The following is an 11,665-nucleotide window of genomic DNA, read 5'->3' as shown; positions in this document are numbered from 1 at the left end:
CTTCAGGCCGTTGAGGATGACATCGCAATAGGCGGCGTCGGGCTTGTCGCGCGTCGAGCCGAGGGCGGCGCTCGGCGTGCCGGCAATCAGCCGCAGGCGGTCTTCCGGAATGGCGGAAAGGTCGACATAATTGCCGTCACGGATGCCGCGCACGCCATGGATCGAGCCCAGCACCTTGGCACCGGGATGCCGCTTGCGGATCTCCAGCGTCGCCCCGACAACCGTCTGGTTGATGACGGCGGTTGGGCCGCCGCCCTGCGCGATGACAAACGTTCCAGCCATGCTTGATTTCTCCCGGCGCGATGGTTTTCAAGGCACCTTGGCCTGTCTTGCCGCATCGCGCAACGGGAGTTTCGAGCGGCGCCAACACGCCGCATAAGCGTCAGACGACGACGACCGGATTTTTCTTGGAGACGCGGCTGTAGAGGTCGATGATGTCCTGGTTGATCAGGCGCACGCAGCCCGACGACATCGCTTGCCCGATGCTCCACCATTCGGGCGAGCCGTGGATGCGATAGCCGGTGTCCTTGCCGTCCTGGTAGATGTAGAGGGCACGCGCGCCGAGCGGATTGGTGAGGCCGCCGGGCTGTCCGGCCTGCCATTTCACCAGTTCAGGCTTGCGGGCGATCATCTCCGGCGGCGGCGTCCAGGTCGGCCATTCCCTGCCGTACTGGATGTTGGCGCGGCCGGACCAGCGGAAACCGTCCTTGCCGATGCCGACGCCGTAGCGAATGGCATCGCCACCCGGCTGGACGAGATAGAGCATGCGCTCCTTGAGATGGACGACGATGGTGCCGGGCGCCTCGCCTGTCGTGTCGACGACGATCTGGCGGCGGAATTCCGGCTTGACCTTCAGATATGGCACTTCCGGCACGTTGAAGCCGCCGTCGGTCAGCCCGGCATACATGACCCCGGGACTGGTGACGTTCTTGTCGACGCTGATGCTTGGCCGGATCGGCCGCACGGAACCCGTGGTGACGTCGTCGAGCTCGAGCGCCGGCAGGCCGCCGCCCGAGGTCGAGCAACCGGCGGCGCTCAGCAGCGCAAGCGCCCCTGCCCCGGACAGGATGGCGCGGCGGCAAAGATGATGATCGGTTTCGATTGCGTCGCCATTTCGCGGCGGCGTCAGACCTTGCGGCAACTCACGCATATACCCAGACCCTACGCTGTCGGCGGGAAGCACGGTCCGGCCGGATAGCAGGCATTTTCCTCATTCATGGTTGATAAAGCGTGAAGAGCTTGCACAGCCTGCATTTGCGCATGGCCTTGGCGATGTTCGACCTTCTTGCCTGAACTTGAACGAAGGCTGCTGCACAAAAAGACCTCGGTCGAGTCATATTCCCGGCGCCGGCGTCTCCTACTCCTCGAACCATCAGCGAGGGGCCTCCATGTGCAAGACCTTAAAAACCGACATCAAGCTTTTTGCCGCTGCCATTGTCGCGGCGGCAACCGTTCTTGGTGCCAATGTCAGCCTGGCCGATATAGTGAGCACGCTGAGCGGCGCGAACTGACACCGATCTGCCGCTGGCGCAGTTAGGGAAATCGCCTCTTTACATTCTTCCGGGCCTAAGGATTTATCCTCTTCTTTAAGCTCAAAGGAGACGAGCATGTCCTTCGAAAACTGGGCCGCCTTCGCTGCCGCATCGACGATCCTTCTCATCATTCCAGGTCCGACCATCCTGCTGGTCGTGTCCTATGCGCTGGGCCAGGGCTGGCGTACCGCTCTGCCGATGGCCGTCGGCGTGGCGTTGGGGGATTTCACTGCGATGACGTTGTCGATGCTGGGTATCGGCGCGCTGCTGGCGGCCTCGGCGACCGTCTTCACCATCCTGAAGCTGATCGGCGCCGGTTATCTGATCTATCTTGGCGTGAAACTGTTTCGCGCCGGCGGCGCGTTGAAGGCCGAACCGCGCACCGACGCGGTCTCCTCGGCCAAGATGATGGCGCACGCCTGGCTCGTCACCGCGCTCAACCCGAAAAGCATCACGTTCTTCGTTGCTTTCCTGCCGCAGTTCCTCGACCGGCACGCCGATTTCTGGACGCAGATGCTGATCTTCGAGACGACCTTCCTGGCGCTCGCCTTCGCCAATGCCTTCGGCTATGCGCTGATCGCGGCACGCGCACGCAACGTGGTGCGCAATCCCAAGGCGATCCGCATCTTCAACCGCACCGGCGGTACGCTGCTGGTCGGCGCCGGCATCGCCACGGTGGCGATGCGTTCCAGCAATTAAGCTGTCTTTTTGATCATGATCCCGAAACTGGTTTTCGGGATCATGACCGGCCTTACCATTTGACGCTGAAGCCCAGATTGCCTTCGAGGATCCGACGCTTGTCGCCACCGAGATTGGTGGTGTAGTCGCCGGTGGCGAAGATGCTGACCTTGTCCGTCACCTTGGCAATCACGCCGCCGCCGAACTCGAACGAGGTCGATCTGCCCTCGGTCGAGATGTCGGTGGTGTCGAAATTGACATGGCTGGTGCCGCCGAAATCGTGCCAGATGTTGGCCTTGAGATACGGCTGCAGCGCCATGCCATTGATCGCTGTTTCGCCTTGCAGCCGTGCGCCGAGCCGGCCGGTCACGCTGCCGTCCGTATCGAAGGAAACCGAAGCAAAGCGGTCCGACGCATCGTCGAGCGACAATTGCTGCCAGACCAGTTGCGCCTGCGGTTCAAGCGTCCAGCCTTGCGCCAGCGCGATGGGATAGCCGCCTTCCAGCGAAGCGGTGACGCCGGTCCCGCCGACGTCGATGCCAATGTCGCGCGACGATGTTGCGTTGCCGCCGAAGAAGGTGGCCATGAGGACGCCGTCCAGGTACCAGCCACCCTGACCGATCCGGGTCCAGTAGCCGCCGATACTGGTGCCGTTGATATCCATGCTGCCGACGGACAGATTGTCCCTGCCCAGCGCCTGGCCGCGCACGTCGCCATTCATGCTGGCATAGGCGACGAACAGGCCGGCGCGATCGGTCTGGCCCGACGCGGTTTCGCGGCCGAACAGATCGAAGCCCGCCTGGAGGCCGAACAGGGTGCCGTCAAAGGACGGCGACACCGTTCCTGAATAGGCCATTTTGCTGTCCTGACCGAAGATGCGGCCCCAGACCGGCGACAGCTCGGTGTTCGACAACAGGCTCTGCTCGCCGCGCCGTTCGTGGAATGTGCCGAGCGTCGTCATCGCCAGATGTTCGGCGACCGGCGGCAAGGCCGAATAGACCGGAACCTCGATGCGATAGAGCAGGATTTCCTCGCCCGCCGCCGCTGTCGGCAGGTCGGGCACCTCAGTTGGCACCACCGGCGGCGGCGGGGGCGGATCCGCCACTGGTGCCGGTGGTGGTGGCGGTGGTGTCGCGGGCGGCGGATCGGCCGGCACGACCGGCGGCGCCGGATCAACCGGATCGGGATCGCCGGGGGTGGATTCCGGCGGAGGCGGCGGCGCAGGGTCGATGGGCGGCGGCGGCGGCGGTTCGGCCGCCGGCGGCTCAGGTGCCGGCGGCGGAGCAGGTTCCAGCGCCGGCGGGGCTGCGGCCGGCGGGGCCGGCGTGTTCAGCGTCGAGCGCAGGTACCAGTTCTCCTCGCTGCCGGCGCTGACGCCGCCCTTGAACAGATAATATTCAAAGGCCCCGGCGGCGACCGGGGCGTCGAGCGCGAATGTCGTGGCGCCCGAGGTGGCGCCGTTGATTGCCTGGATGACCATGATGCCGTCCTGCGTGGTCGCAGCCCCCGCGCCGCCGAGATTGACCACGGAGATGCCGGTCGAACCGGAAGCCGTTCCGCTCGACAGGACCAACTTGTCGGATGCGGAGGAATCGTCACCGAGCTCGGTCTGGATAAGCAGCAGGCCACCCAGGCCGACATAATTGCCCGAAATCGTCAGGCTGTCGGTGGCGCCGGTGCTGCCATTGGTCAGGTCGATGCGCCCGGCATTGGTGACCTGCGCCAGCTGGCCTGCCGTAAACGCCTGGATCGCCGCATTGAAGCCGCCGCCGTAGAGCGTGCTTGCGGCATCGACACTGAGCGAACCCGTGCCGGTGCCGCTGTCGCCGAGCACCAGATTGCTGTCCATCGTCAGCTGGGTGTCATTGGTGGCGTCGATGCTTTCCCAGTTCTGGAGCCGGCTGACGCCATCCAGTTTGACGTTGTCCAGGGTCAGCGCATCGGTGCCGGCACCACCTGATATGGCATCCGTGGCACCGAGATTGGCGTTGGTGAGGTTGCTGAGCCTGGCGGTGTCGTTATCGCCGCCGAGATCGACGGAACCATAGATGATGCCGCCACCGTTCCAGACGAAATTGTCGGCGCCAAAGCTCATCAGTATATCGCCACCGACCGTGCCGCCGGTGACCGTGACGCTGTCATTGCCGCCGCTGACGCTGATGTTGCCGCCGATGGTGCCGCCCGACAGGATGATCGTGTCCTTGTCGAAGCCAGTGACGAGGTTGCGGTCGATGGTGCCGCCTGACATGTTGAAATAGTTCTGATCGAGCTTCATGTTGACCCGGCCGATGCGGCCACCGGTCATCACGGCGTGGTCGCCATCGTCGAAGAAATCGACGATGCGTCCGCCGGTCATGGTGAAGGTGTCGAGGCCGTCGCCCTGGTTGAGCGAGCCGATCTGGCCGCCGCTCATGTTGAAGTCGTCGATGCCGGCGCCCTGCTGGACATTGCCGGTGACGGTGCCCGCGCCAATTTTGAAGAAATCCGTGCCGCCACCCTGATCGACGGTGCCGGTTATGGTGCCTGACTGCATGTCGATGCGGTCCGTGCCGACGCCAAAGGTCACATTGCCTGATATCTGCCCGGTGCCGCCGGCGGGAAAATTCAGCGTGTTGTCGCCGTCGAGATCGGTGAGGCTGCCGCCTGAGTCGCCGCTGTCACAGGTGTAGACGGTGTTTCCGGCGGATGGAGCCAGCACGCATGCGGCAAACGCGGCGGAGTTGGGCAGCAACGCAAAAGCTGTAGTTGAGAGGATGCTAATAAGCCACGGATGTAACGGATGCGGCTTTCGCCATTGCGAAGCAATTGTCACCTGCACATCCGCCGAACGACTGTTCGGAAGCGAGTTCTTCACATGCCGCATCGCGTCCCCTCTCGATTCGCGATTTCCAGCCCCCGCCAGCCGCCGCAATGAAGACACAATTCATTCAATTTTACAAAGCCTAATCTGCCCCGCATGGTTGCTAAACTGCAAAGACTACTGAAAGGTCTGGCGTAGCGCACGGTTGGCGTGTCCGTGGCCTATGCTTTAGGATCGCTTTGGGCCGAAGGATCAAGGGCCTGTCACGGGTCGATAAAGGACATCGCATGGCAACCAGGGACGCATTCGGCCTGGCACTTTCGGGCGCGACGGAGGCGGGATTCACGCCTTACAGCCAGGCAGTGCGTGAACTGCAGTGCTTCATCGGCGATCCCGTAGCTTCCGTCGACCGCGCCATCGCTGAAGATCCCGGCTTCGTCATGGCCCATGTCTTCAAGGGATATCTCTTCGGCCTCGCCACCGAGCGGGAGGCGACGGCCGTGGCCAAGGCTTGCCATGAGGCCGCACTGCCGCTTGCCGCGACCACGCGCGAGCGGGCGCATGTCTCGGCCCTTGGCCATCTCGCCAGCGGGCGCTGGCATGAGGCCAGCCGCGTTCTCGAGGACATCACCATCGAGACCCCGCGCGACGGGCTGGCGCTGCAGGTCGGCCACCAGATCGATTTCTTCACCGGCAATGCCCGCATGCTGCGCGACCGCATCGCTCGTGCCCTGCCTTCGTGGCAAAGCGGCATGCCCGGCTACCACGCCATGCTCGGCATGCAGGCTTTCGGGCTGGAGGAAATGGGTGACTATGTCAGGGCCGAGCAGCTTGGCCGCGAGGCAGTCGACATCGAGCCGCGCGACGGCTGGGCGCAGCACGCCGTCGCCCATGTCATGGAGATGCAAAGCCGGCAAAGGGATGGCATTGCCTGGATGCGCGCCAATCCGGAAGCGTGGACACGGGAGAGCTTCCTGCAGGTCCACAATTGGTGGCACCTGGCGCTGTTCCACTATGATCTCGGCGAGACCGACGCGGTGCTGGCCCTCTATGACGGCCCTATCTACAGCGTGCAATCGACGATGGCGCTCAACATGGTCGATGCCTCGGCAATCCTGTGGCGGCTCCACCTCGGCGGCGTCGATGTCGGCGACCGCTGGGCGGCACTCGCCGCCAACTGGGGCAAGGCGGGAGCGGGCCTTTATGCCTTCAACGACGCCCACGCGATGATGGCCTTCGTGGGTGCCGGGTTAGATGCGCCGGCCCTCGCCTTGCTCGAGGCTCAGCGCGAGGCCATGCGTGGCAGCGACGACAATGCGGCTTTCACGCGAGATGTCGGCCATCCGCTGACGCTCGCCATCAAGGCATTCGGTGAGGGCAGCTACGCCGAGACCGCGCGCCTGATCCGGCCGATCCGCGCGATCGCACATCGTTTCGGTGGCAGCCACGCCCAGCGCGACGTCATCGACCTGACGCTGATCGAGGCGGCCTTGCGCGCCGGTGAGGGTGCGCTGGCCAGGGCGCTCACGGCGGAGCGTTCGATGGCGCGGCCCGACAGTCCGCTGTCAGCGCTGTTTGTGCGACGCGCCGCCGATTTGTCGGAGAATTGACCCGAAGCGGATCTTGTTTTAAAAACTGGCCAAGCCAGATTTTTTCGAGACCCGAAAAAATTAACTGGCGTGGGAGGAAGACATGTATCTGGGCCTCGATCTCGGGACGTCGGGCGTCAAGGCGCTGCTGATCGATGCCGGGCAAACCGTCATCGGTTCCGGCCATGGTTCGCTTGATGTTTCACGGCCGCACCCCGGCTGGTCGGAACAGAATCCCGAGCACTGGATCCGGGCCTGCGAAGACGCAATCGCCGAGCTCAAATCCTCCCATCCGCATGAACTCGCGGCAGTCAAGGGCATTGGCCTGTCTGGCCAGATGCATGGCGCCACGCTGCTTGACGCCGCCGACAAGGTGCTGCGCCCCTGCATCCTGTGGAACGACACGCGCAGCCATGCCGAGGCCGCCGTCCTCGATGCCGATCCGCGTTTCCGCGCCCTGACCGGCAACATCGTCTTTCCCGGGTTCACCGCGCCGAAACTGGCCTGGGTGAAGAACAACGAGCCCGCTGTCTTCGCCAAGGTCGCAAAAGTGCTGCTGCCCAAGGATTTCCTGCGGCTCTGGCTTTCGGGCGAGCACATTTCGGAAATGTCGGATTCTGCCGGCACGTCCTGGCTCGATGTCGGCAAGCGGCGCTGGAGTGCGGATTTGCTCGCGGCGACATCGCTCGATGAAAAGCAGATGCCGTCGCTGGTCGAGGGTACGCAGAAGGCAGGCGCATTGCGCAGCGAATTGGCATCGAAGTGGGGCGTCCAGGCCGGCATTCCGATCGCCGGTGGCGCCGGCGACAACGCGGCCTCGGCCTGCGGCATGGGCACGGTTGGCGCCGGCCACGCTTTTGTTTCGCTCGGCACGTCGGGTGTGCTGTTTGCCGCCAACGCTTCCTACCTGCCCAACCCGGCTAGCGCGGTTCACACCTTCTGCCACGCGCTTCCGAACACCTGGCACCAGATGGGGGTCATCCTGTCGGCAACCGATTCGCTCAACTGGCTGTCGGAAATCACCGGGAAGAGCGCCGGCGAGTTGACCACTGAGCTCGGCGACACATTGAAGGCGCCGAGCGGCGTGTCCTTCCTGCCATACCTCTCGGGTGAGCGCACGCCCTACAATGATTCCGCCATTCGCGGCGCGTTCACCGGGCTGGCGCATCAATCGAGCCGTGCCGTGCTGACCCAGGCCGTGCTGGAGGGTGTAGCCTTTGCCTTCCGCGACAGCCTCGAAGCGCTGGCCACGGCCGGCACAGCCTTGACGCGGGTGACGGCGATCGGCGGCGGTTCGCGCTCACGCTACTGGTTGAAGGCGATTGCCACCGCGCTTCAACTGCCTGTCGACATTCCTGCCGACGGCGACTTCGGCGCCGCCTTTGGTGCCGCGCGGCTCGGCCTGATCGCGGCGACGGGTGCCGATCCGCTCGAAATCTGTACGGCCCCGAGGACGGACGCAACTATCGAACCGGATGCGGCGCTCGGCGGCGCCTATGCCGATGCCTATCAGCGCTACCGGGCGCTGTACCCGGCAATCAGGGTCGCCACGGCGTGAACGGTCTTTCGCCCACGCCGCGGCTGTCCGGCTCACTGCGCCGGCACCTTGTCGAGAAAACCGGTGACGCTCTTGAGGCGGCCGTTCTCGATGATTCCGATGTCGGTACCTTCGATCACCGAAGGCGTCCCCTCAGGTCCGAGATTCCACGAGAAGCGGATCTTGTCGGCAAAACCGTCCGGCGTACCCTTCAGCGAGAACCGGAAACCGGCAAAGCGCTGCTGCACGCCGTCGATCAGAGCCGCGACGCCTTCATGGCCATCACCCTGCATGAGCGGATCGCGGTAGCTGACGTCTTCCGTGAAGGTCGCCTTGAGCAATTCGGCCCGGCGGCCGGCATCGCTTTCGTTCCAGGCGGTGATGTAGTTTTTAGCGATCTTGGTGAGGTCGGTCATGGTCTGTCTCCTTCGTTTGGTGGCTTTGACATGACCCTTTTCAACCAGCGCCGGCGTGAAACCAATTACGCCTGAGGTAATGGCGTCAGAACTTTGTGAGAGGACAGAAATCATGAGCAGTGGATTTTTCGGCGACATCCAGAAGATCAAATATGAAGGGCCGGATTCGACCAATCCGCTGGCCTATAGGTTCTACAATCCCGATGAGGTCGTCGCCGGCAAGCGGCTGGAAGATCATCTGCGCTTCGCCGTTGCCTACTGGCACTCCTTTGCCTGGCCGGGTGGCGATCCGTTCGGCGGCCAGACTTTCGACCGGCCGTGGTTTCCCAAGGCCGGCGGCACCGACACGATGGAGCTGGCAAAACTGAAAGCAGACGTCGCCTTCGAGATGTTCTCGTTGCTCGGCGCGCCCTACTTCTGCTTCCACGACGCCGATGTACGGCCGGAAGGCAAGGATTTTTCCGAGAGTGCGGCGCGCCTCGATGAGATCGCCGACTACTTCGCGGGCAAGATGAAGCAGACCGGCGTCAAGCTGCTTTGGGGCACCGCCAATCTGTTCTCCAACCGCCGCTTCATGTCGGGCGCGGCCACCAATCCCGATCCGGATGTCTTTGCCTACGCGGCGGCGACGGTAAAAAGCTGTATCGACGTCACCAAGCGGCTGAAGGGCGAAAACTACGTGCTGTGGGGCGGGCGCGAAGGCTATGAGACCCTGCTCAACACCGACCTTGCGCGCGAGCAGGAACAGGCCGGCCGGTTCCTCAGCATGGTCGTCGACTACAAGCACAAGATCGGCTTCAAGGGCACGATCCTGATCGAGCCGAAGCCGCAGGAGCCAACCAAGCATCAGTACGATTACGATGTCGCCACGGTCTACGGCTTCCTCAAGCGCTTCGGGCTGGAGAAGGAGGTCAAGGTCAATATCGAGCAGGGCCACGCCATCCTGGCCGGCCATTCTTTCGAGCACGAACTGGCTCTGGCCAATGCGCTCGGCATTTTCGGTTCGATCGATATGAATCGCAACGACTACCAGTCGGGCTGGGACACCGACCAGTTCCCCAACAACGTGCCGGAAATGGCACTGGCCTACTACCAAGTCCTGCAGGCTGGCGGCTTCAAGACCGGCGGCACCAATTTCGACGCCAAGCTGCGCCGCCAGTCGCTCGATCCGCAGGACCTGCTGATCGGCCATATCGGCGGCATGGACTCTTGCGCTCGCGGCCTGAAAGCTGCGGCGCGCATGGTCGAGGACAAGGCACTGTCGGCGCCGCTGGCCGAACGCTATGCCGGCTGGAACACGGCCGAGGGCAAGGCGATGCTTGCCGGCAAGCGCACGCTTGAGGATATCGCCGAGCGTGTCGTCAAGAAGAAGATCGAGCCGCAGCCGAGGTCCGGCCGCCAGGAACTGCTGGAAAACATCGTCAACCGCTACGTGTAGGGCGAGCGCCGCTTCATCTTTGGACCGACATCCGGCGCCACTGGCTGAAAGCCGCCGCCATCGCCATCTGCTAGTCAGCCCACTTCGCGACAAGCTGCCGAGGATCGCACAGATCTTCGGCAGCCTGCGTGAGACCAGGACGCTACACGTGTCACCGAAAGAGGACCCGTGCGGCGGCATGTCGTCGTCCCAAATCGCTGTGCACTTTGGGCGACATGCATTGGCAGGAGACGGAAATGGCAGAGGATCGAATCATTGTGCGCCCGGCGCAGGCGAGCGATATTCCGGCGCTGAAGCAGGTGCTGCAGGAAACCTTCGAAGGCACCTGGCTGCCGAACATCACCGAAGCAGCCGCGCAACGCTATGTCGAGACGGATATTGGCGGGCGCTATGTCGACCAGAGCTGGCCTGAATTCGCCGTTGCCGAGATCGATGGCGAGGTCGCCGGCTTGATCCATTGGCGCGCGGATTTCATCGAGGCCCTGCACGTGATGGCATCCCGTCAAGGCCAAGGTGTCGGCCGCAAGCTGCTTTCCCATGCCGAACAGGCGGTCAGTGCGGCCGGATTGGCGCAGGCGCGGCTGGAGACCGACACGTTCAACCTGCCCGCACAAGCACTCTACAAAGCGGTCGGCTATATCGAGAAAAGCCGCTATCCCGATGACGAATGGGACAGTGGCTTCACCACGGTGCTGTTCGAAAAGCGGCTTTGAGCAATTCCAGGAAAAGTGGGTAACGGTTTCCCCGGGAAAAGCGTACAGCGCTTTGCCTTGGGAATTGCGCAATCCAACAATAGATTTCTCGTTGACCTGACCTGCCTGGGCGCAGGAACAGCTTTGCGCATGGCCCGGTCCAGCGACATGGTTTTGCCCTTCGACGCCCTTCAATAACCTCGCTCTTGCCTTCAAACTGCCGTCACGAATCTCGTATAAGAGTGGCTCGTGGCGGGAGAGGAAGAAGGAGGCGAACCGATATGCAGAACGAACGTGAAATCGACGCCCTGCTCTCACCTGGCGAGGCTGGATCGATCATCGACCGGCTGATGGCAATGCCGCATCCGAAGGACGGCACGCGCCGCTCGAACGAATGGGATCGCGCTGTGGCCAGCCGTTTCGAGACCCATCTTGCCAAGCAAATGCGCTCGCAGATCGACGGCGGCAGCGACCGTCAGAACGCTGCCTGATTCTATCATAGTCAGCCCCGGCGCAGCCTGACCGGCGCTTCGCCGAAAGCCCTTGAAAACGCTCTTGAAAACCCCGCGGCGGATGAGAATCCGGTCCGCCCGGCAATATCGGCCATGGCGATCCTTGTATCGACTACCAGCCGGCGCGCGGCGCCCAGGCGCAGCCTGAGATAATAGGCGCCCGGTGTCTCGCCGATCGATTTGCGAAAGATGCTCTCCAGCGTCCGTGCCGTCACGCCGGCGCGCTTGGCCACCGCTTCAATGGTCAGCGGCTGGTCGACATGCGCTTCCATCAGCCGGATCGCTTGCGCCAGCCGCGGATCGTAGCCATCGAGCCGGCCGAGCGAGACCAGCGGCTGTGCGTCGGTGGCGGCGCGCGCCTGGTCGTAGATGAAGACGCTGGCGACATCGAGCGCGACGGCCATGCCGAGCCTCGTGCGGATGAGATGCAGCATCAGGTCGAAGGTCGGCGACGCGCCGCCCGAGGTGAAC

General features: G+C 63.4%; 11 protein-coding genes and 1 pseudogene. 7 read left to right on the top strand and 5 right to left on the bottom strand.

From position 1 onward, the window contains the following. Together EN932_RS17220 and EN932_RS17215 are read right to left on the bottom strand one after the other, a co-directional pair. Positions 1-282: pseudogene (locus EN932_RS17220) on the bottom strand (6-phosphofructokinase); the annotation flags it as partial. Between the two features lie 100 nt (positions 283-382). After that, positions 383-1,150 (bottom strand): L,D-transpeptidase, encoded by a 768-nt coding sequence (locus EN932_RS17215; RefSeq protein WP_127370519.1) that lies wholly within the window; start codon positions 1,148-1,150, stop codon positions 383-385. A 238-nt stretch (positions 1,151-1,388) separates the two neighbouring features. On the opposite strand from EN932_RS17215, the gene EN932_RS39550 reads away from it, so the two are divergent. Both EN932_RS39550 and EN932_RS17205 read left to right on the top strand, forming a co-directional pair. Further along, the gene (locus EN932_RS39550; RefSeq protein WP_013528283.1) at positions 1,389-1,511 is read left to right on the top strand and encodes a hypothetical protein; all 123 of its coding nucleotides are present in this window, start codon (positions 1,389-1,391) and stop codon (positions 1,509-1,511) included. Between the two features lie 96 nt (positions 1,512-1,607). Further along, positions 1,608-2,231, top strand: coding sequence for a LysE family translocator (locus tag EN932_RS17205; RefSeq protein ID WP_023761181.1), 624 nt, complete (start codon positions 1,608-1,610; stop codon positions 2,229-2,231). Positions 2,232-2,283: 52 nt separating this feature from the next. On the opposite strand, the gene EN932_RS17200 is transcribed toward EN932_RS17205, so the two are convergent. Further along, a complete protein-coding gene (locus EN932_RS17200; protein ID WP_127385132.1) occupies positions 2,284-5,073 on the bottom strand; it encodes an autotransporter outer membrane beta-barrel domain-containing protein in 2,790 nt (929 codons plus the stop codon). Between the two features lie 224 nt (positions 5,074-5,297). Between EN932_RS17200 and EN932_RS17195 the strand changes: the two genes are divergently transcribed. After that, positions 5,298-6,620: a tetratricopeptide repeat protein gene (locus EN932_RS17195; RefSeq protein ID WP_127368672.1), complete on the top strand. Its 1,323-nt coding sequence runs from the start codon at positions 5,298-5,300 to the stop codon at positions 6,618-6,620. Between the two features lie 82 nt (positions 6,621-6,702). Further along, entirely contained in the window at positions 6,703-8,157 is a 1,455-nt protein-coding gene (xylB, locus tag EN932_RS17190) for a xylulokinase (RefSeq protein ID WP_027161005.1), read from the top strand. Positions 8,158-8,189: 32 nt separating this feature from the next. Here the strand turns inward: xylB and EN932_RS17185 are convergent, their stop codons facing one another. After that, complete coding sequence (locus EN932_RS17185) at positions 8,190-8,552, bottom strand: nuclear transport factor 2 family protein (RefSeq protein WP_013528288.1); 363 nt, start codon at positions 8,550-8,552, stop codon at positions 8,190-8,192. A 112-nt stretch (positions 8,553-8,664) separates the two neighbouring features. Here EN932_RS17185 and xylA point away from each other — a divergent pair, with 112 nt between their 5' ends. The 3 genes from xylA to EN932_RS17170 all read left to right on the top strand — a co-directional run bounded on the left by xylA (position 8,665) and on the right by EN932_RS17170 (position 11,173). Continuing rightward, positions 8,665-9,990 carry a xylose isomerase gene (gene xylA / locus EN932_RS17180; protein WP_024501968.1) on the top strand — a complete coding sequence of 442 codons (1,326 nt, stop codon included), beginning with the start codon at positions 8,665-8,667 and terminating at the stop codon, positions 9,988-9,990. A 236-nt stretch (positions 9,991-10,226) separates the two neighbouring features. Next, positions 10,227-10,703: an N-acetyltransferase gene (locus tag EN932_RS17175; RefSeq protein ID WP_013528290.1), complete on the top strand. Its 477-nt coding sequence runs from the start codon at positions 10,227-10,229 to the stop codon at positions 10,701-10,703. Between the two features lie 260 nt (positions 10,704-10,963). Continuing rightward, entirely contained in the window at positions 10,964-11,173 is a 210-nt protein-coding gene (locus tag EN932_RS17170; RefSeq protein ID WP_013528291.1) for a hypothetical protein, read from the top strand. A gap of 11 nt (positions 11,174-11,184) precedes the next feature. Here EN932_RS17170 and EN932_RS17165 read toward each other — a convergent pair. After that, positions 11,185-11,665, bottom strand: a 481-nt coding sequence (locus EN932_RS17165; protein WP_128368937.1) for a helix-turn-helix domain-containing protein, incomplete at its 5' end; no start/stop codon positions are given.

Origin of the sequence: Mesorhizobium sp. M7A.F.Ca.US.002.01.1.1 (assembly GCF_004022955.1) — a bacterium.
Taxonomy (GTDB): domain Bacteria; phylum Pseudomonadota; class Alphaproteobacteria; order Rhizobiales; family Rhizobiaceae; genus Mesorhizobium; species Mesorhizobium ciceri.
The sequence above is the reverse complement of the archived record's forward strand: the minus strand, read 5'-3'. Positions and strand labels throughout refer to the sequence as shown.

Excerpts from the sequence above, each read along its gene's own strand:
- EN932_RS17195 (WP_127368672.1), top strand. The coding sequence starts at position 5,298 with ATGGCAACCAGGGACGCATTCGGCCTGGCACTTTCGGGCGCGACGGAG.
- EN932_RS17200 (WP_127385132.1), bottom strand. The coding sequence starts at position 5,073 with ATGCGGCATGTGAAGAACTCGCTTCCGAACAGTCGTTCGGCGGATGTG.
- EN932_RS39550 (WP_013528283.1), top strand. The coding sequence starts at position 1,389 with ATGTGCAAGACCTTAAAAACCGACATCAAGCTTTTTGCCGCTGCCATT.
- EN932_RS17205 (WP_023761181.1), top strand. The coding sequence starts at position 1,608 with ATGTCCTTCGAAAACTGGGCCGCCTTCGCTGCCGCATCGACGATCCTT.
- EN932_RS17215 (WP_127370519.1), bottom strand. The coding sequence starts at position 1,150 with ATGCGTGAGTTGCCGCAAGGTCTGACGCCGCCGCGAAATGGCGACGCA.
- EN932_RS17170 (WP_013528291.1), top strand. The coding sequence starts at position 10,964 with ATGCAGAACGAACGTGAAATCGACGCCCTGCTCTCACCTGGCGAGGCT.
- EN932_RS17185 (WP_013528288.1), bottom strand. The coding sequence starts at position 8,552 with ATGACCGACCTCACCAAGATCGCTAAAAACTACATCACCGCCTGGAAC.
- xylA (WP_024501968.1), top strand. The coding sequence starts at position 8,665 with ATGAGCAGTGGATTTTTCGGCGACATCCAGAAGATCAAATATGAAGGG.
- xylB (WP_027161005.1), top strand. The coding sequence starts at position 6,703 with ATGTATCTGGGCCTCGATCTCGGGACGTCGGGCGTCAAGGCGCTGCTG.
- EN932_RS17175 (WP_013528290.1), top strand. The coding sequence starts at position 10,227 with ATGGCAGAGGATCGAATCATTGTGCGCCCGGCGCAGGCGAGCGATATT.